This window comes from Pelomonas dachongensis (assembly GCF_043555865.1).
Classification (GTDB): domain Bacteria; phylum Pseudomonadota; class Gammaproteobacteria; order Burkholderiales; family Burkholderiaceae_C; genus Pelomonas; species Pelomonas dachongensis.
This window is the reverse complement of sequence record NZ_JBIGHY010000016.1, coordinates 42,321-61,897: the sequence shown is the minus strand read 5'-3', so window position 1 is coordinate 61,897 and position 19,577 is coordinate 42,321. Positions and strand designations below refer to the sequence as shown.

At 68.6% G+C, this 19,577-nt stretch carries 12 protein-coding genes and 1 tRNA gene; all 13 read right to left on the bottom strand.

The window, feature by feature from the left end; all coding sequences use genetic code 11:
• Window positions 1-598 precede the first annotated feature (598 nt).
• Entirely contained in the window at window positions 599-1,906 is a 1,308-nt protein-coding gene (locus ACG02S_RS24795) for an oligogalacturonate lyase family protein (RefSeq protein WP_394473181.1), read from the bottom strand.
• Between the two features lie 14 nt (window positions 1,907-1,920).
• Window positions 1,921-3,648, bottom strand: coding sequence for a PQQ-dependent sugar dehydrogenase (locus ACG02S_RS24790; protein WP_394473180.1), 1,728 nt, complete (start codon window positions 3,646-3,648; stop codon window positions 1,921-1,923).
• 157 nt (window positions 3,649-3,805) lie between these two features.
• Window positions 3,806-6,772 (bottom strand): TonB-dependent receptor, encoded by a 2,967-nt coding sequence (locus tag ACG02S_RS24785; protein WP_394473179.1) that lies wholly within the window; start codon window positions 6,770-6,772, stop codon window positions 3,806-3,808.
• A 190-nt stretch (window positions 6,773-6,962) separates the two neighbouring features.
• Window positions 6,963-10,004: a glycoside hydrolase family 2 protein gene (locus ACG02S_RS24780; RefSeq protein ID WP_394473178.1), complete on the bottom strand. Its 3,042-nt coding sequence runs from the start codon at window positions 10,002-10,004 to the stop codon at window positions 6,963-6,965.
• A gap of 39 nt (window positions 10,005-10,043) precedes the next feature.
• Window positions 10,044-10,844, bottom strand: coding sequence for a DUF4861 family protein (locus ACG02S_RS24775; RefSeq protein ID WP_394473177.1), 801 nt, complete (start codon window positions 10,842-10,844; stop codon window positions 10,044-10,046).
• 475 nt (window positions 10,845-11,319) lie between these two features.
• Window positions 11,320-11,396: transfer RNA gene (locus ACG02S_RS24770), tRNA-Arg, on the bottom strand.
• 95 nt (window positions 11,397-11,491) lie between these two features.
• Window positions 11,492-12,739, bottom strand: coding sequence for a heme biosynthesis HemY N-terminal domain-containing protein (locus ACG02S_RS24765; protein ID WP_394473176.1), 1,248 nt, complete (start codon window positions 12,737-12,739; stop codon window positions 11,492-11,494).
• Between the two features lie 13 nt (window positions 12,740-12,752).
• On the bottom strand, window positions 12,753-13,901 hold the full coding sequence (locus ACG02S_RS24760) for a uroporphyrinogen-III C-methyltransferase (RefSeq protein ID WP_394473175.1): 1,149 nt from the start codon (window positions 13,899-13,901) through the stop codon (window positions 12,753-12,755).
• A 16-nt stretch (window positions 13,902-13,917) separates the two neighbouring features.
• Window positions 13,918-14,670, bottom strand: coding sequence for a uroporphyrinogen-III synthase (locus ACG02S_RS24755; protein ID WP_394473174.1), 753 nt, complete (start codon window positions 14,668-14,670; stop codon window positions 13,918-13,920).
• Complete coding sequence (hemC, locus tag ACG02S_RS24750; protein ID WP_394473173.1) at window positions 14,667-15,593, bottom strand: hydroxymethylbilane synthase; 927 nt, start codon at window positions 15,591-15,593, stop codon at window positions 14,667-14,669. The genes ACG02S_RS24755 and hemC overlap by 4 nt, the downstream gene beginning before the upstream one ends.
• 31 nt (window positions 15,594-15,624) lie before the next feature.
• Window positions 15,625-17,856: a DUF6445 family protein gene (locus tag ACG02S_RS24745; protein ID WP_394473172.1), complete on the bottom strand. Its 2,232-nt coding sequence runs from the start codon at window positions 17,854-17,856 to the stop codon at window positions 15,625-15,627.
• Window positions 17,857-17,868: 12 nt separating this feature from the next.
• Window positions 17,869-18,858, bottom strand: a complete 990-nt coding sequence (locus tag ACG02S_RS24740) for a cupin-like domain-containing protein (protein WP_394473171.1) — start codon at window positions 18,856-18,858, stop codon at window positions 17,869-17,871.
• Window positions 18,858-19,562, bottom strand: coding sequence for a SapC family protein (locus tag ACG02S_RS24735; RefSeq protein ID WP_394473170.1), 705 nt, complete (start codon window positions 19,560-19,562; stop codon window positions 18,858-18,860). Before ACG02S_RS24735 ends, ACG02S_RS24740 begins: the two co-directional genes overlap by 1 nt.
• Window positions 19,563-19,577: the final 15 nt, after the last annotated feature.

The following is a 19,577-nucleotide window of genomic DNA, read 5'->3' as shown; positions in this document are numbered from 1 at the left end:
CGCGTCGCAGTCATCAGCAAAGAGGCGAGATTTTGATCTGCTTTCGCAGCGTCGTCAAGTACTTTTGAAAAATAATTTTTCGAAGCACTCGACAAGCTCTCCAGCTCGCCCGAACCTTTCGGTCCGCTTCGCCAACCACGTCTGCGTCTTTCAACTCAGTGCTGTGATCAGCGAAGCCCACGACTGTAGCACAGCAAATCCGGAGCTTGCAAGAAGTTCGGCAAAAACTTGCAAGGTCTCCCTTGTTCTGCGGCGTACAACGCGCTCGCCACGTTCGCCCGTCGGTGTCACATCTATATAGGCGGCGACATCTGCGCCGCAGCGGGCCAGCCCCTGGGTAAAGCGGTGCAAGCTTTACTCATGGCGCGTGCCTGAACCGGAGGATCCAGCATCGCGCTGCTTTTACCAAGTTCGCCAGATAAGACACCCCTCCTTGAACTAGAGGAGCGGCCACAGCCTGGCACATTGGCACTCATCGAGGCAAGGCGAGGCCGTCGCGAGCGCAGTCTGTAGGCCTGGGAGGCGGAAAGATCGACGACAACCAGCTACTTGCTGCCGCCGTCCGCGCATTACCAGCAATGACTTCCAGAGCCGTGCATCAACGTGATGGCGCCACCGCTGCCGTCGGCGCCAGCTCCGCCGCGTAGATGACCGGGCGGCCCTCCACATTGGCGCGATAGACCAGCCATTTGCCGTCTGGCGTGAAGTGCTGGTTGGGTTCCAGCGTGTAGTCGTGCTTCGCCAGGTCTGCCACGCGGACACTCTCCAGCCGGCCAGGCGTGATGAGGCCGGGCACCGGCTTCTCCCGCAGCACCGGCCGCAGCAGGCTGATCCACTTGCCCGCGTTGCCCCCGTCGCCGGAGAACATCTGGCCGTCAGGCGACTGCATGAAGTGGTAGGACGCCTGGTCACGTGCCACCTCGTAGCGCCATTGCTCGCCGGTCGCGAGGTTGCGCCCCGTCAGCCAGGTCACGCCACCGCGCGGCGTCTGCAGGTCGTACCAGATGGTCTTGCCGTCGCGCCCCCAGAACTCGTGGCCCGCGATCTCGCCGGCCATCGTGCGGGTGTGAACCTTGGTCAGCTGCGAACCGTCGGTGCGAATCGTCCAGATGCGGTCCACCTCGTGCCACGGTCCCTCGTGACAGAACATAAGCAATGTCGGGTCGGTGGGCGAGAACTTCAGATGGTTGAGCCAATCCGTCGCGCGGTGAATGGACTTGCGTTCACCAGTGGCGGTGGACACGCTGTACATCTCCATCGGCACGCGCGCCGCCAGACGCGCGGCCATCCACCGGCCCTTGGCCTGGGCGAAGGTCAGCGGCTTGCCGTCGGCGTCGACGCCGGCATAGGCGGGCGAACCCGTCACGGGGTCGCGCCGACCCTGGCGGGCGATCTCGGGCGGCGGTGGCGACGTCTCCCAGACACCGGCCAGCAAGGTCTCGTCGGCATTGATGGCCATCACACGCCCCCCGGGCAGGTCGGCGACTCGACGAGTCTTGCCGGTATCCAGGTCCACCGACCAGACTGTGGACGGCCCGCCCTCCTCCACCGCGGCATCACGCGTCGTGTAGTAGGCCGAGCGCGACTTCGGGCCCGCGAACAGCAACCGGTCCACGCTGGCTTTCAGCACGAGCCGGGTCTGCCATGTCCTGGTGTCGGCGACGCGGATGCCCTCGCGGGTGAGGTAGATCATCAAGTCGCCCTGCGGCGTGAACGGGTTGTAGTTGAAGTAGAGCGCGTAGACGCCAGGGCTGTCGTCCACGCGCACGATGCGGCGGCCGGTCGAGGAATCCGTCCAGCTCGCGGGCACGGCAGGTACCGCACCGACCGACGCGGCGCCCAGCACCAACAGCACCGACAGCGCGCTGCGACGTGTCGCCGGAGACATGCAATCCATCCAGTTCATCGTCGTCATCCTGTTCACCGCCGCGGCGCCACCCGCCATATCTCGCCCGTCACGTCATCATCGACCAGCAGCGAGCCATCTTCCTGCACGACCACCGCGCTGGGACGGCCCCAGACCTCGCGGTCGCTGACGACGAAGCCGGTCATGAAGTCCTGGTAGCGGCCGGTCGGCACGCCGTCTTTCATGAACACGCGGACTACCTTGGACCCTGTGCGCGTGTGTCGGTTCCACGAGCCATGGAAGGTCAGGAAAAGGTCGCCGTCGTAGGCCTTCGGAAATGCGGCAGTCGCCTTCGGGCCGGCCTCGTACATGATCATCCCCAGCGGCGCCGAGTGCGCGGTCAGCAGCAGGTCCGGCGTGATGACCTTGTCGCGCAGGTCGGGCCGATGGCCAGCCAGGCGCGGGTCTTCGTGGGCGCCGATGTAGAACCAGGGCCAGCCGTAGAAGCCGCCGGGCTTCACGCGCGTCAGGTAGTCGGGCGGCAGGTTGTCGCCCAGCAGGTCGCGTTCATTGATGCTGCAGAACAAGTCGTCGCTGCGCGGGTGAACGTACATGCCCACGCAGTTGCGCAGACCGGTGGCGTGGCTGCGGCGGTTGCCGCCATCGGGGTCGAAGGCCAGCACCAGCGCGCGGCCCTCTTCCTCACCCCAGGCCGCGCCCACGCCGTGCCTGGCCTCCCAGACGGCGACTGGCTCGGGCGGCGCGCGGCCGATGTTCTCGCCGACGTTGGTTGCAGAGCCGATTGACAGAAACATTGTGCGGCCGTCGTTGGAGAACGCCAGCGTGCGCGACGAATGTGCGCCCACCGCGGCGCTGAGACGGGGCACCACCACCTCGGGCGCACCGGTGGCGACGAGGTCGCCGTTGCGGTAGGCGTAGCGCACGATGGAGTTGACGAACGCGACGTACAGGTACTGCGGGTTCGGCCCCGTCGGCCAGAAGCTCATGCCGAACGGCCGGTCCATGCCCGACGCGAACGTGCTGACGACATCCGCCGTCTCGCCGGTGGACGAGCGGAACACCTTGACCAGCCGCTTGGGCGTGGACGAGATGAAGATATCCCCGTTGGGTGCCTTCACCATCACGCGGCCGCGGTCCGGGTCCTTGGCCCACAGCTGGACCTGGAAGCCGTCCGGCACAGACGGCAGCGTGCCTTCGGGCCGCGGCACCGTGCGCGGGTTGTTGCTGGCGCTGTCTGTGGCGTACGGGCGGGGCAGCTGCGACACCTTCAGTTCGTGGATGCGACCGGGCTTGTCGGCGCTCCAGTGGAGGGGATCGTCCGTAGCCGCGACGGCTGAAGCTGCCGGAGCAGCTGGGGCAGCGACGGCGGAGGGGGCGGCCGCGCTAGGCACCGCTGTCAGCTGGGCGAGGTAGGCGGTGAGCGCCCGGCGCTGGGCGGCATCCGCCACGGACACCGGCATCGTCGTGCCCGGCGCATAGCGTCCAGGGTCTGCCAGGTAGCGATCCAGTTCGTCGCGGGTCCAGGTCTTGCGCCGCCCGCCCAGGCCGATCAGCGCGTCGGAATAGCCGAAGCCCGGCACGCCGCCGATCTGGCGGCCGACGACGCCGTGCAGGCCGGGGCCCATCAGCGCCTTCACATCAGGCGACACGGTGTGGCACATCGCGCAGTTGCTGACGAACACGCGTTGACCGACCTTGGCAGCCTGAGCCTGCAACGAGGTCGGGCTGCCGAACGACAGGGCCGCAGCGAGCAGGCGTGCCGCGGGGACGACCAAGGACATTTTCATCTCGTGTCGGGCTCAGCGGCCGCTCGCAGGAAAGGGCCACGAGCGGCCATGTATTCGGTGAAGGGAGAAGCCAGCATCCCGGACGCCCGCCAGGGGCGACAGAACCGAGGACCCGCGGCCTGGCGCGGCATCCGGGGCTGGCGGGGCGGCGTCAGAACTTGTACGACATGCCTGCGCCGAAGGTACGGCCGAAGTGCGCGTACAGCCACGTGTCGTCACGCTGGCTGTCGCGGCCGTAGCGCAGCGGCTGGTCCGTCAGGTTCGCGGCTTCGAAGGTCACCTTCAGCTTGGGCGTCACGTTGTACGACGCCGAGAAGTCGATGTTGGTCGAGGCGTTGACGAACGAGACGTCGTGGCCGTTCACGTCGCCCAGCACGTTGATCAGGTACTTGGAGCGGTACGCCGCGGAGACGCGTGCGCTGAACTTGCTGTCCTCGTAGTACAGGGTCAGGTTGCGCGCATCCGGCGACATACCCACCAGGTTGGCGTTGATCGACAGCTGAGGCAGCGTCGCCGTGGCCGTGCGGGTGATGTAGTTGATGGTCGACTTCACGTGCGTGATGTTCGCCAACAGCCCGAAGTTGCTCCAAATGCCCGGCAGGAAGCTGAACGGCAGCTGCAGGTTGGCCTCGAAGCCCGTCAGCGGGCCGCCCGGCGTATTGGCCGCGCGGCCCACCGTGACAATGGACGTCGGCAGCGTCGGGCAGGTCGGGTTGGCGCCCGTGATCGTGCAGGTGCCGCCGCCCGTCAACAACGCGTCGGGCAGCCCGAGCGTGTTGTACGCGACGCGCTCGCTGACGCGTTGGATGTAGCTGTCGATCTTCTTGTGGAAGACGCCCAGCGACACCAGCGAGTTCTTGGCGAAGTACCACTCGGCCTGCAGGTCGTAGGTGTTGGCGCGCACGGGGTCCAGATTCGGCGCACCGATGCTGACCGTCTGTGCGTTGGTGTTGACCGAGGCGGTGGGCGCCAGGTCGGCGTACTCGGGACGCGAGAGCGTCTTGCTGGCCGAGAAGCGCAGAAACACGTCGCTAGGCAGCTCCGCCGTCAGGTTGAACGAGGGCAGCGTATCGCGGTAGGTCTTGTCGAAGGACACCGGCTGCAGTGCGCCGTTGACGTTGACGAGCGCCGAGGCGGTCGCCTGGGTCTCGGCGGTGCGCACACCCACGTTGCCGCGCAGCATGACGGGGCCGACCTCGTAGTTGAAGTCCGCCGACAGGTAGGCCGCGTCGATCTTCTCGATGATCTTGCGGTTGGTCTGTCCCAGGATGTTCAGCTGTGAACCTGGAATGGACGGAGAGTGGGCTTCGATGTCCCACACCTTCAGGAACTTGGGCAGGTCCACGGCCACCCACTGGTTGGGGTAGCCCGATCCCTCCAGCCCCCGGCCGAAGTCGGAAATCATGCGCGTCACACTGGACATCTGGAACCCGGCGGGGTTGGCCAGGCCGTTCTGCGTGCCGGAGCCGACTTCGTAGTTGTCCCAGGCGTTCTTGCGCGACGACAGGCCGCTGCGCAGCGTGATGTGGTCGCTGACCTCCCAGCTGCCGCCCACCGCATTGGTGCGCAGCTTGTTGCCGGTGTTGAGCACGCGGCCGACGAAGCCGCCGTGCACGGTGCCGTCCGCATCGGTCGGCCGGAAGCTGAAGTTCGCCGGGTTGGCCACGTCGGCACCGAACGTCAGCGTGGGCACGTTGCGGTTCTGACGGAAGTCGAACGAGAACCCATTGACGTTGGGGATGTCCAGCTGCACCGTCGCACGCATCGGCGAATCCAGCCGGCTGTCCGACACGCCGCTCATGAAGTCGAGCTTGATCGTGTCGGTCAGCTTGTGCGTGGCGCTCAGCACGTGCTGCTTGAACGTGGTGTTGTTGACGTCGAGCAGGCCTTCGGACCGTACGTCCACGCCGTTGAACTTGCCGTAGTCCCAGCTGCCGTTGCCGTTGAAGTGGGCCTCGACGATGGAGGTCTGCGGCTTGCCGTTGGACGCCAGCGGGCGGCCGAACGAGATGGCGGAGATGTAGTTGTCGTAGCGGTTGTTGTCGAACGTGCCGCCCAGCACGTCCAGGCTCACTTCGGTGGCCTCGGACGGCTTCCACTGCAGCGCCGCCGTCAGGCCCAGGCGCTCGTACTCCGCGACGGAGCGGCGGTAGCGCGGAATGCGCGGGTGGAAGGAGCCGCTGCCTGGGGCCGGGTTGGCCACGGTGCCGCCGAAGTTGTCGGTGCGGCCGAACACGTCCTGGTAAGCCGCCAGGTTCGACGTACGGGGAAGGTTGACGCCGCAGTTGTTGGCGTCGATGCCCTTCACGGCATTGTTGGCCGGGTTCTGGGGCACGAAGCCCACCGGCGAGCAGAAGCCCGAGCCGCCGTCGCTCGCGGGCAGCAGTTCGACGGCCTCGTAGCCTTCTTCCGTGGCGCTGCGCTTGGACCAGGCTCCGGACACGAGGATGCCGAGCTTGCCGATGCCGGTCTGCGCGCTGGTTGTGAACAGGCCGGTCAGGCGCGGCGCCGAGTTGCGGGCCAGCGTGTTGTAGTTGGTCTGCGCGCCGAGGGTGAGGGTCTGCTCCCTGAAGTCGAAGGGACGCGCGCCGCGCAGGTCGACGGTGGCGCCCAGCGAGCCTTCCTCCACATCCGCCTGCGAGGTCTTGCGCACGGACAGGCTGTTGAACAGTTCGGCGGCGAAGACGGAGAAGTCGAACGCGCGGCTGCGGTTGGTGCTGCCGTTGATGTCGGAGGCGCCGGTGGCCGAGATGGCCTCGATGCCGTTGATGCGCACGCGCGTGAAGCCCGCGTTCAGGCCGCGCACGGTGATCTGCTTGCCCTCGCCGCCGTCGCCACGGGCAAGTGCCACGCCGGGCACGCGCTGCAGCGATTCGGCCAGGTTGGCATCCGGGAATTTGGAGACGTCCTCGGCCTTGATCACGTCGACCAGGCCGTCGGCATTCTTCTTCTGGTTCAGCGCGTTGTTCAGGCTGGCGCGAAAGCCCGTCACGACGACGGCGTCCAGCTTGTTGGGATCTTCCTGCGCTGCCGCGCCACCGGTGGCCGTGGCGATAGCCAGTGCCACGGCGCTCAGGCGCAGCTGCGTCTTGCCTTGCACGCTGTAAGGCTTGTTCATGTCTGTCTCCTTGATCGTTGTGATGCCCCTGCGGGCGGGCAGATGGTCGTCACACGACAAGTCCGGAGCAATACAGCTTCTGGAAACACTCAGGGGCTTGCGCGATCCAGGCCTGCAACGGCCAAAAACCCCCACGAATCGCAGTCGGCATTGATGCGGGCGCGCCACACGGTGCGCGCCACGTACGCACTCAGAACTTCAGCAGCAGTCGTCCGCGGTAGGTGCCCGTAGCGACCGAGGGCTCACCCGCCGGCCCGGTCAACTCAGCGGCCTGCATCTTGGCGCCCATGCCCGGGATGGCTTGCATGAAGCCGACATCGCTGGCGGGGAAGTCGACGCTGGTGGTCGGAAAGTCCGCCATGCGCGCACTCAGCTGCAGATAGCCCGCGCCTTCGTTCACGATGACAAGGTCGCCATGCGGCGAGCCCAGCCTCAGCCAGCGCGGGTCTGCGAAGTACCCGACACGCGGGGTCAGGTCGTGCACGTCCAGCAGCGGGCCGCGCAGGCGGTTCTGCCAGACGGGGTCGGGGCCGCGCACCAGCGCGCGCGCCTGCGTGCCGTCGTCCAGTGGACGGTCGAAGCCGATGCCGTGGTACAGCACGGGTCCCTGCAGCGGGTAGCCGTAGTCCAGCGCCAGCACGCCGTCCTCGCGCAGCGTCCAGCGCACCCATTCCAGCCCACCGGCGCCGGGCGCCTCCAGCCAGGCTCCTCGCGGGCCGCTGCCAGTGGTGATGGCGACCGGGCCTGCAGGCACGGCAAAGCGCTCCGCTTCGAAGGCCATGCGCACAGACACGACCGCCGGCACGCGTCGCGCGCCCGCCAACTGGCTCACGCGCACGGCTTTCACGAGCTGCGGCGCAAAGATGTAGGTCTGGCCGTCACGCGCCACGCGGGCGCTGTTGTAGACGGTCTTCCAGCGCTGGCCGTCGGGCGACAACTCCAGCTTGAAGCCGGCCCAGCCGTCGGCCTCGGTGATGTCCAGCGCGATGGAGGCGACGTTGGCCATCGCGGCCTGCGCAAACTCGTAGACGCCCCCGCCTTTGAGGGCCAGTGCCTGCCAGTTCGGCTCGGCGGCCGCCTTGGGTCGTGCGACGACCAGACGCGGCCCGTTAGACAGCGTCTGCACCTGGCCGTCGCGCGCCAGGTGCATCAGCAAGCCGGTGTGCGCGTCGAAGCGCGCCGACACGGCGCCGGCCTGCAGCCTCACGATGTCGCCGTCACGGGCCACGCGGGGCTCGCCGGCGCGCGCGGTGACCAGGCGAGCGAGCGAGCGATCCGCCGCCGCCCAGGTCCATGTCAGCAAGTGCACGTCGCCCTTGGTGGCCGTCAGCCGCAGGGCATCGGCCTCACGCCACGCCACCGGCAGCGGCAGCTGCAACTCACCGCGCGCATGCGGCGCCACGGCCGGGCCGGCCAGCTCGCCCTGGGTCAGCACAACCGCCCGGGTCGTGCTGTCAGCCATGCCGGCAAAGCGGATCCATTCCCACTTGAAACGCACCGCCGACAGCGGCGTAAAGTCGTAGTCGTTGCGTAGCTTCAGGCGACCGTCGAAGGACTTGTCCAGCCGCGGCTCGTCGATCTGCACCGGCGACCAGATCTCCCGGACCGTGTCGTAGCTCGGTTCCTTCTCCAGCCGCGACCCGACGATGCCGTCCGGCGCGTAGCTGCCGAACAGGTCCAGGCGCCCGCCCTGGTCGGTGCGGACGACGCCCTCGTCCGCCAGGTTCCACAGGAAGCCGCCCGTTCCGCGCGGCGACGCCCTCATCGCACGCCAGTAATCGTCCAGCCCCGCGCCATGGCCGCCGTCGAACAGGCCATGCAGGAACTCAGTGGGCAGCACCAGCATCGGGCCGGCCAGACGACGCTGCAGGTCGGGGTAACGCGGGTAGTGCTTGGTGTCGATGCCGCCGAACGGCTCCCACGGATGGATCAGCGGGCGGGCCTGCGGGTCGTAGAGGGCGAAGTCGCCGTCCAGCTCGCGGTTCCAGCCGCCCTCGTTGCCGTTCGACCAGATGATGATGCTCGGGTGGTTGACGTCTCGCTCCACCAGCGCGCGCACCAGCTTGCGGCCCACCTCGGTGTCATGGGCCTTCTGCCAGCCGCTCAATTCGTTGATGACGTACAGGCCCAGTTCGTCCGCCGCCTCCAGGAACGCCTTCTCGGGCGCGTAATGGGCCACGCGCATCGCATTCATGTTCATGGACTTGATGAGGCGCGCGTCCTCATACGCCTGCGCGCGCGACACCGCGCGGCCCGTCTCCGGTCGGAAGCTGTGGCGGTTGATGCCCTTGAGCATGAGGCGCTGGCCGTTCAGGTACAGGCCCTGTCCCTCCCGGACCTCGAAGGTCCGAAAGCCGAAGCGCTCGCGCGTCTCGTGGACGGCCTTGTCGCCATCGAGCAATGTGACCTGGATCTGGTACAGGTGCGGCGTCTCGGCCGACCACAGCAGCGGCCGCTCAATCCGGCCCTGCAGGCGCACGCGGCCCGTGCCACCGGCAGGAATGGCGGCAGACAGCGGCTGCCCCACCGCCACGCCGTCGCGCGTGGTGACCTGAGCCACGAGGCGCGTCACCGTGCGCGGCGCGCGCAGTGTCACGTCGGCCACGAGCGCGCCGCTGGCTTTCGCATCGATCGCCACGTGCGCGATGGACTGCGGCGGAGACGCTTCCAGCCATACCGGCCGGTAGATGCCGCCGAACACCCAGTAGTCCCCATGGCGCTCGGCAATGTCCGTGGCCGTCGCAGCCGAAGCCTCGCTGACCTCGACCTCGATGTCGTTGTCTTGACCCGGCTTCAGCCAGCGCGTGATGTCATGGCTGAAGCGGTTGAAGCCGCCCTGGTGCAGCGGGCCCGCCAGGTGCCCGTTGATCTTGACCAGGGTGTCCGTCATCACCGCGTCGAACACCACGCGCACGGTCAGCCCCTGCCAGGCGGCGGGCACCGCAAAGCGGCGCCGGTAGACGGCTTTGTCGGCCGCGCGCGGACCCTTGTCGTAGCCGTACTGGTAGTGACCGAAGCCCTGCAGCTGCCAGTTGGACGGCACCGGAATGCGCGCCTGCTCGCCGGCACGCCGGCCGCCGTCGATGACGAAGTCCCACGCCACGGCATCGTCGGGACCGGTGCCGCTCAGCATCTGCACCTGCGTGCGCGGCGCGTCGGCGGCCAGCGCGAGCGGCGCCGTCAACATGCACACAAGCAGGCCCACGAGCCACGTCTTCCATTGTTTGCCCATCAGCGTCATCCCGGCAGTTCCACGTTGGCTGACCCGCTGCTAGCGCGGGTCGAAAGTCAGTTGCTCGGCACGCACATGCGCCTCCCAGGCCTCGCGGGTCCTGAAATCCAGCCCCCGTTCCCATACGGAGGCGATGTAGTAGACGAAGGGCTGGCCGGGCTTCACGCGCAGGCGGACGAGGTGGTTGTCCGCGTCGGCGCCCACGTCCACCACCTGCGCCGGGTCCACGCGTACGGCGGTGCCCATGGCGCCGTGCTGCGCATGTGCCGGTGTCCAGAGCATCAACAGGCCCTGCTTCGCGTCGACCGTCAGCACACCGCGGGCCGTGCCCACCGGCGTCTTGTTCAGACCGATGCCGACGATGAGGTCTTCCGGCTTGTCCGAATCGATCACCGACTGCAGCCGCGTGAAGTGGCTTCCCAGCGACAGCGTGAACGTGCGAGTCTCCCAGACCCTGCGGTCCACGCCCACCGGCCAAGGCGCGTAGCTGACCTGGAAGGATGCGACATCCGGACCGTTCTGCAGGATCTGGTGCGAGGCCCAGTTGCGCGACACCCAGAGCTTGTCGTCGAACCAGATGCCCAATCCGCCCACACCGCGGCTGCCGCCGACGCCGTAGAAGTCCAGGCCCTCGCCGTAGTCGTTGTGATACGAAGGGGTCTTCAGCTGCCGGTCCATGAAGGGCCAGCGCACCTTCTTGACCCAGGCGTCGATGCCCGACCCGGACGGCGGTTCGAGCTTCTGCAGGGCTGGTCCGTAGATGCGATGGGCGACGCGGTCGTTCTCCCAAATCAGGTCGTCCGCACGGTCCGGGGCATGGCGCACGACGGCGCGGGGCACGCGCTCTTCAGCTGAGGGAGGCCGCAGCGCGTTCGAGACCGCTGTCGCCTCCGCGGCATGCGCGAGCGGGAGCAGCGAAAGTGCATAGAACGCAAGAAGCGCCACCGCAACCAGCGCTCGATGTATAGGTTTCATGGCTTCCCACCCTTGAGTCATCGACGCACCCGGCAGAACTGTCGACGGACCCGGCGAGCCAGCTTGCCGTGCGCTGCGCCACCTGTGCGGCGCGGATCGTAGGCGGGAACATCGGCGCAGCGCTGCTCAACAATCTGAGCGGTTGGGCCCAAGCGGCGCAGGCCTTCGGCGCGGCAAGTTCTTCAGCATCTTGGTGAAGCTGCGCGACAGTGCAGCGGCCCTGAGCGGTCGGGCAGGCGGATGGGGGCCTGTCGCGGTCTCGTCCTGCACGCCACGCAAGCCATAAAGGAAAACGGGTCAGCGCCTTGCGGTGCTGACCCGTGATTTCTCTTCTTATTTTTGGTGCGGCTGGCAGGATTCGAACCCACGACCCCTTGGTTCGTAGCCAAGTACTCTATCCAACTGAGCTACAGCCGCTGAAGCCTCACAGTATAGCCAGATTTTCTGGCGTCTCGCAAGACTTTCGAGATTTTCTTAAAAATAGTTCGAGGCGCCTCTGGTGAGCCTATGGCTCAGGGCAGCCGCGCGGCTGCCTGGTAGCAGCGGGCGGTGCGCGCTTCATCGCCTTCCTGCTCGGCCAGGGCCGCCAGGCCCAGCCAACTGCGACGGCGCGCGGCGCTGGGCATGGTGACGTCATCGGCCACGGTTTCCAGCATCAGGCGCGCCTTGCCCCACAGCTGGCGCTCGGCCAGCGCATGCCCGAGCGCATAGGCCAGCGCCCGCTCACGCGGGAAGCGCGACTGTGCGGCCTCCAGGCGCTGCAGCCAGTCGGGCCCGCAGCCCACCAGCACGGGCACCAGCGCGTGCGCCAGCGCGGCCCGCTCGTCTGGCTGCAGTTCTGCCAGATCGTCGAAGAAAGGGCGCAGCCAGCCGCGGCCGTCGTCGGGTGCACCCAGGTGGCCGGCGCATTGCGCGGCGCGGGCGGCGACCAGCGCGTCGCGACGGTCGGCCGAATCCAACTGCTGCCACACGACGCGCAGTTGGTCCACGTCGCGGGCGCCGTCCAGCGCCTCGAACGCCAGCGTACGCAGCAGGCCTTGTGCGGCGACCTTGGAGAAGGCCTGGTGCTTGGCCAGCAGTCGGGCGGTTCGCAGCGCTTCCAGCGGCTGTTGCGCCAGGCGCGATGCCTGCAGACGCAGCCGCAGCGCCTGCGTGCGCCGGGCAACGCCAGGGGGCAGTTCGCCGATCAGGCTCAGCGCACGGGTCGCGTCGCGGTCGTCGAGCGCCCATTCGGCGGCCAGCAGGCGCGCGCCGTCTTCGTGGGCACGTGCGCCGCCAGTGCGACGCGCCAGCTCCAGTGCGCGGTTCAGCTGCTCGTCGCGGTGGCGGCGGTCCTGCAGGCGATGCGCGCTCGCGGCCGTCAGCAGGTGCGCGAGCGCCATGAAGGCCTGGTCGGCCGCCAGTTCGGGCGTGGCGGACTGGATGTTCAGCGCCTTCTGGGCCGCCTTCTGCGCGCGACTGAAGCGGGCGCCGAAGAACTCCACCAACGCCTCGCGCAGCGCCAGCTGGGCGCTGCGTTCGCGCTGCGCCAGCCGCCATTCGCGGGCCCGATTGGGCAGCGTGGTCAGTGCCTCGATGGCCTGGATGGCGGTGACCAGTGCGAAGCAGCTGGCCACCAGCAGCAGCAGGAACAGGTTCAGCGAGATGTCCAGCCGCCAGCCGCGCCAGTAGAAGCTGGCGAGGCCGTCGTTGTTGCCGAGCATGAGGGCCGCGACGACGGCCGCGACGAACAGCAGGACCAGCCAGATGACGAGGCGCATGCTCAGCCCCTCTTCAACGACCGGCCGCCGCGGCGGTCAGCGCGGCCAGCGTGTCGTCCGGACGGGGCACGCTGACCTGGCGGGCCTGGCCGCCGACCTGCCGCAGCAGCTCGGTCACGCCGACCACCTTCCGCGAGCGCATGTCGAAATAGCGGCTCAGCATCTCCTGGCTGTCGCGCAGGTCGCTCTGGGCCGTGTCGAACTGGCGGCTTAGCAGCGCCAGGCGGGCGTTCAGCAGCCGCAGCTTGAGGTTCTCGCGCAGGAAGAAGCTCTGGTCGGGCGAGATCAGCGCGGCCTCGGGATGCTCGATGCGGGTCACGCGCAGCAGCGTGCGCGCCTCGCCCCACACCAGGCCGGTCCAGCCGGACAGTTGCTCGCGCGCCTGCCACCACCACAGCGACAGCTTGCCGTCGGCGGCGGCAGCGGCCTGCTCGCGCTGCAGCTTCAACGCCTGGTCGCGCTGCTTTGCGGCCACTTCGGACGGCCGGTCCTCGCGCGGCCGCAGGGCCACCTCGCCGCCCGACATCAGCGGCAGCTCGTCGGCCATGCGCACGACTTCGTCGAGCTTGATGGTCAGCGTGGACACATCCACCACCGCGACCGCACGCACGCGCTCCAGGTCGCGGGCCACGGCGCGGCGCACGCCTTCCAGGCGCGGCTGCTTGTAGCGCAGCAGGCGCTCGTCGGCCTGCTTCAGCGTGGCAACCAGCGGCTCGGCACTGCCGGTGATCTGGCTCTGCTGCAAGGCCACGCGAATGGCGGCCTCGATGTCGCCCACGACGTTCTCGTCCCGCGAGCGCGACATGGACTGGATCAGGTCCTCCAGCTGGCCGCGCTGCAGCGCTACCTCAGCCAGCCGCGCCTCCAGCAGCGAGACCTTGGCCGCGGTGTCGCGCACCAGATCGCCGGACTGCTTGGCCGCCAGCCGCGCCTCGGTCGCTTGGGCCTGGCTGGCCTCTTGACGGCGCACCAACTCCTGCTCCAGCGACTGCTGGCGCGACAGGCTCTGCCAGGCCAGCACCACGCACAGCAGCACGGCAGCCCCCAGCACGGCCAACAGCCAGGGCAGCCACGACGGCAGGACGGACGGGGCGGGGGGCGGCAGGACCGCGGGCTCGGCCGCGGGCAGCTGCGCCGTTTCGGGGGAATTCAACTCACTCACAGTGCGGCAGATTCTGTCAGAGCCCTTTCAGCGCCCGAGTCACCGCTTCGGGGTCCGGTCGCGCCAAAACCACAGGCGCGAAGCCGGCAGCGCGCGCCGCGTCAGCAATGCGCCCATGGGTGGCGACGGCACGCTGCCCCGCCACGGCCTGGCCGGCCAGGTGACCCACGGCTTCGGAACTGCTGAACAGCCAAACAAAGCCCTGCGGGTTAGCAAGGATTTGACCGAGCAGGGCCTGCTCGGCGGCGTCGAAGCGCGGGCCGCTGCGGTGATAGACGGTGACGGCCTCGGTGCGGGCACCCGCCTCGGCCAGCCGCTCGGCCAGCCATTCGCGGCCGCCGTCCCCGCGCAGCAGCAGCACGCGGGCACCGGCCCAGTCGCGCCGCGGCTGCAACTGCTGCCACAAATGCTCGGAGTCCAGGCCGGTCGCATCGGTGGCGGGCTGGACGATCTGCGCAGCCGGCACGCCATGGGCCGCCAGTGCCTGCGCGCTGCCCGGCCCGACGCAGGCGGCCAGCGTCAGCGCCGGCCATGCGGCGGCCGGTGGCGCATGGGCGAAGAACTCCGCCACCGCGTTGGGGCTGACGAAGACGGCCAGGTCCACGGCTGGCAGCGCGGCCCAGGCGGCGTGCACCGGTGCCGGGTCGCGGGCGGCCAGAATCTCGATCAGCGGCAGCGCAACCGCCGGCTGCCCGAGTGCGGCCAGCCGCGCCAGCCAGTCACCGCATTGCGGCCGCGGCCGTGTGAGCACCAGCGTGGCAGCGCTCATCCGGGCAGGTAAGCGCCGGCACCCAGCTCGCGCAGACGCAAGGCGACCTGCTGGCCGAGCGCGCGCGCCCCGGCCATGTCGCCCACGTAGGCTTCCACGCCGGTCCTCAGCAGCGGCGACAGGTGCACCTCGGCATGGCCCAGAGCCGCCTCCAGCCGCAAGCTGCGGCCCTGCCAGCGCGCGTGCGCGGCCAGCGGCATGCTGCAGCTGCCACCGAGCGCGCGCGACACGGCGCGCTCGGCCTCGCAGGCCAGCTGCGTCGGCGTGTGGGCAAGCCGGGCGAGCGCCGCCACCAGCGCGCTGTCGTCGGCGCGGATCTCCAGCCCCAACGCGCCCTGCCCTGCGCACGGCAGCATCTCGTCGATCTCGAAATGGCAACGGATGCGCTGGGCCAGGCCCAGGCGCTTCAGGCCGGCGGCAGCCAGCACGATGGCGTGGTAACCGCCCTCGTCCAGCTTGCGCAGCCGCGTGTCCAGGTTGCCGCGCAGCGGCTCGACGCGCAGGTCGGGCCGCAGGCTGAGCAGCTGCGTGACGCGGCGCAGGCTGGAGCTACCCACCACGGCGCCCTGCGGGAGGTCGGTCACGGTCGCGTAGTCGTTGGAGACGAAGGCGTCGCGCGGGTCCTCGCGCTCGAGCACGGCCGCCAGCAGGAAGCCCTCGGGCAGCTCCATCGGCACGTCCTTCAGCGAGTGCACTGCCAGCTGGGCGCGGCCTTCGGCCAGCGCGGCTTCCAGCTCCTTCACGAACAGGCCCTTGCCGCCGACCTTGGACAGCGTGCGGTCCAGGATCTGGTCGCCGCGGGTGGTCATGCCCAGCAGCGTGGCCGTCAGGCCCAGCTCGTCGCGCAGGCGGGCCTGCACGTGTTCGGCCTGCCACAGCGCTAGGCGGCTTTCGCGGGTGGCGATGATGATGGAGGTGGTCATGGCGTCGATTATCGAGGCCGCCCCGCCGACCTCAGGGCTGGCGGCTCTTGAAGAAGGCGTTGATGGTCAGGCGCCCAGGGTCGGATTCGTAGCCCGCCCGGGCCGCCTCCCAATCGATGTCGGCGGAATGGAACAGACCGCCGTCATAGAAGATGGCGCGGTTCCACCGTGCCGGCACGCGCCCGATGACCTCGAAGTGGCGACCGGTCTGGGTCATGTAGCCCGGCGCAATGCCGTACTTGTCGCCGAAGGCGCTGGCATCCAGCGTGTTGGCATCCTGCCGCAAGCGCGCCGTGTCGGCCTCGGACAGCAGCGGGCGGAAGAAGACCGTGCCGCCCAGCCGTGAATCCTTGAACAGGTAGTGCACCGAGGCCGCTACGCGCTCGCCGGCGCCGAGGTCGGAGTCGTCGCGGTGGCAAATGCGCTGGCGCGCGTCCAGCGTGGCGGCGTCCTGCACGACGCGGGAGAAGCGCGCGGTCGTGCCCAGCGTGGCGCCGGGCTGCAGCAGCGGCGCCAGCCGCGCGCGGAAGAAGGTGTCGAGCTCCGCAGTCATGCCGACGGTCAGGCCCAGCTGCGGGCCGGGATAGGGATGCCCGGGCACCGGCCTGAACTGGTCCTGGGCCGACTGCAGCAGCGCGACCAGCGCCTCCGGGTCAAGGACGAAGTCGTCGACCACGTAAACCTTGGCGCCGCCCGCCAGCTCCACCACGTCCAGTCGCGCGTCCGGGTTGATGCGCAGGGCGGATAGCGGGGCGGCGTCTGGCCGGTCGACCTGGGGCGCGGGGCAGAAGCGGTCGATGAACTGCTGGTGCGTGGGCAGCTTCATCAGCGTGCGCGCCACGTCCTTGCGGATGTCACCCAGGAACCCGGACAGGGTGCGGTCGTCCATGTTGCGGGTGATGGGGTGATGGCTGGACGGCAGGATGCCCTGCCCCAGCAGCACCTGAACCCAGGAGTTCTCAGCGAACAGCTCGCCCGGGCGCAGCATGACGCGCGCCGTGTCGCGGAAGTGCTGGATGCGGTGCTTCAGCAGCGGCGGCACGTCCATCTGGCGGCACTGACGCCAGAAGGCCGAATCGTCGCGGTTCGTCACGTGGTAGTGCAGGATGATGAAGTCGCGGATGACTTCGATCGCGTCGCGCGTCTGCAGGTTGTATTCGTCGACGTCGCTCTGGCGGATGCCGTCGGTCGGGAACAGCTCGACGAGCCGGCTCATGCCCTTCTGAATCAGGTGGATGCTGGTGGACTCCAGCGGCTCCAGGAAGCCGCTGGACAGGCCGATGGCGACAACGTTCTTCTTCCAGACCTGCTCGCGCTGCCCCGGCGTGAAGCGAATGACGCGCGGCTCGCGAAGCACCTCGCCCTCGACGTTGGCCAGCAGCGTAGCCTTGGCCTCATCGTCACCGATGTGCTGGCTGCTGAAGACGACGCCGTTCCCGACGCGGTGCTGCAGCGGAATGCGCCACTGCCAGCCCCAGGGGTGGGCGATGGAGCGCGTGTACGGCACCGGCTGGCCGACCCGCGTGGTTTGCACGGCCAGCGCGCTGTCGCAGGGCAGCCATTGCGCCCAGCTTTCGTAAGGCACGCCCAGCGTCTCGCCCAGCAACAGCGAGCGCATGCCGGTGCAGTCGATGAAGAAGTCGCCCGCGATCACCGGCCCGTTCGCCAGTTGCAGGCCGGTGATGAAGCCGGTGTCGGCGTCGGTGTGAACCTGGGCGATCTTGCCTTCGATGCGCTGCACGCCCAGGCCCTCGGCGATGCGGCGCAGGTACTGGCCGTACAGCGTCGCGTCGAAGTGGTAGGCGTAGTTGATGCCGTTGTCGGGCAGCAACGCGAAGCGGCTCTCCATCGCCGCGCGCAACTCCAGGCAGTAGTCGTCGTAGCTGCTGGCCAGGCCGCGCTTGCGGGCCTCGAGCCAGAAGTGATGGAAGCCGGCCGTCCAGTGGCTCTTGCCGGTCTTGCCGAAAGAGTGGAAGTAGTGCTCGCCGACGTTGCGCCAGTTCTCGAAGCTGATGCCCAGCTTGAACGTCGCCTGCGTGGCCTGGATGAACTCCTTCTCGTCCAGGTCCAGGATCTCGTGCATGAAATGCAGCGTCGGGATCGTGGCCTCGCCGACGCCCACGGTGCCAATCTCCTCCGACTCGACGAGGCGGAAGTCGAACTGCTTGCCCAGGCACTTGGACAGGCCGGCGGCCACCATCCAGCCGGCAGTGCCGCCGCCGGCGATGACGATGCGGCGGATGGGGCGGGGGGAATTGCTCATGGCGGGAGAGCCCTATCGGTTGAGGCGGTTGCGCAGGGCCGCCCGCAGCTGGCGAGCGCTGTCGTCGCTCAGCGGCGCAAGGATGCCGCGCGCCGCCTCGGGGATGTGGGCGGCGGTCTGCGCGTCGGCGTCGAAGATGTAGTGGTCGAACAGCGCGCGCCAGGCGTCGCGCTGCGCCGGGGGCAGGTCGCGCAGCGACAGCAGCGCCATCATCAGCGTGTTCAGCGGCGTGTCCATGAAGGCGGGCGACTGCCGCCACCAGAAGTTGACGAGCGCACTGACCGGCTCCAGCGACTCCACACCATGCCACCACTGGCTGGGGATGAAGAGCGCGTCGCCGGGCAGCAGCTCGAAGGTCTGCGCGTGCGCCAGCGCCTGGGCGTAGCGTGGGAAGCGCTGCAGGTCAGGCTGCGTCACGTCCACCAGGCTGACCGGCTGGCCGGCCGGCGTCAGGTCCAGCGGTCCGATGTAGAGGTTGGCCACCTGATCCGGCGGAAACAGCGTGAAGCGCCGCCGGCCGGCGACGACGCAGGCGAGGTTGTCCGGCAAGTCGAAATGCGTGGCCACCTGCATGCGGTTGCCCAGCCACAGGCTGACAAGTGGATTCGCGCCGGCTAGCGCGGCGATGTCATTGTGCCGGCGCAGCCCCGGGAACGCGGTGTCGATCTCGGTGGAGCCCAGGTAGAGCGCGTCCGGCGTTCCGGCCAGCAGCTCGTCCAGCAGCGCACCGAAAGGCCGGGTCTCGCGCCGGTAGTTGAAACCGGTGAAGTCGTCGTTGTAGAAGAAGCGCCCGCGGATCTCCGGACCGCCGCGCCACAGGCTCAGCGGCGTGTCGGCGCCGAAGCCGCGCAGGTGGTCGCAGAACGCCACATCGGAACGCTGCGCGGCCTGCACCAGCGGCCAGTCGCGCACCAGGCCGCGCAGCAGCACGGGCTGGGTGGACCGCAGCACCTCTGCCGGCAAGGCCTCGATGCCGAGTTCCGCCGACTCCCGCACGGACATCACGCCTCGCGGGCGAGGTGGCGCTGGATCAGCGGCGCGAAGTTGGAGAGCGAGGCCAGCGCCATGTAGAGGGGCATCAGGTAGTCGGCCTGGTGCAGCAGCCCGATGGTGCTCGCCTCCAGCGCGGCCAGGCGGTCTTCGTTGATGGTGTGGTATCCCACCAGCTCGCCGCGCGTGCCGTCCGGCCGCTCTACGTTCAGCACAAAAGGCTCCAGCAGGTCGTGCGCCATCAGCGTCTGCACGAACTCCGTGGTGGCCTCCAGGCCCTCGTGCAGCAGGCGCAGTACCGAGTTCATGTTCTCGGTGAAGTCGGTCGTGCCACCCTGCGGCAGGAACACAGCTTCGCCCTCCGCACCGTGGCTGATGCGCTTGCTGGACATGTCCACCATCACGCGCAATTCGTCTTCGGCAACGCCGATGGAAAACGGCAGGCGCTGCACGGACAGTGGCACGTAGTCGGCGTCCCAGCCGCTCCCGCCGTCCGCCGTCAGGAACAGGTTCTGGCCGTCATGCAGACTGAACAGCGCCGTGGGCACGAAACCGCCCTTTCCATCGGACTGGAAGACGATGGGGTAATGTGCCTGGGCGCGGCGGAACTCGTTGACGGTGACGGGCGCCGACATGAACGCGTCGCCCCACCGCTCGCCGCGCTGGGTGATGACGCGCAAGTCCTTGTGCTGGATGTTGTTGAGCAGTTGCAGCATGGGCATGGAGGGAAA

Coding starts and splice junctions, on each gene's coding strand:
- ACG02S_RS24795 (WP_394473181.1), bottom strand. CDS start 1,906: ATGAACTGGATGGATTGCATGTCTCCGGCGACACGTCGCAGCGCGCTG.
- ACG02S_RS24790 (WP_394473180.1), bottom strand. CDS start 3,648: ATGTCCTTGGTCGTCCCCGCGGCACGCCTGCTCGCTGCGGCCCTGTCG.
- ACG02S_RS24785 (WP_394473179.1), bottom strand. CDS start 6,772: ATGAACAAGCCTTACAGCGTGCAAGGCAAGACGCAGCTGCGCCTGAGC.
- ACG02S_RS24780 (WP_394473178.1), bottom strand. CDS start 10,004: ATGGGCAAACAATGGAAGACGTGGCTCGTGGGCCTGCTTGTGTGCATG.
- ACG02S_RS24765 (WP_394473176.1), bottom strand. CDS start 12,739: ATGCGCCTCGTCATCTGGCTGGTCCTGCTGTTCGTCGCGGCCGTCGTC.
- ACG02S_RS24755 (WP_394473174.1), bottom strand. CDS start 14,670: ATGAGCGCTGCCACGCTGGTGCTCACACGGCCGCGGCCGCAATGCGGT.
- hemC (WP_394473173.1), bottom strand. CDS start 15,593: ATGACCACCTCCATCATCATCGCCACCCGCGAAAGCCGCCTAGCGCTG.
- ACG02S_RS24745 (WP_394473172.1), bottom strand. CDS start 17,856: ATGAGCAATTCCCCCCGCCCCATCCGCCGCATCGTCATCGCCGGCGGC.
- ACG02S_RS24740 (WP_394473171.1), bottom strand. CDS start 18,858: ATGTCCGTGCGGGAGTCGGCGGAACTCGGCATCGAGGCCTTGCCGGCA.
- ACG02S_RS24735 (WP_394473170.1), bottom strand. CDS start 19,562: ATGCTGCAACTGCTCAACAACATCCAGCACAAGGACTTGCGCGTCATC.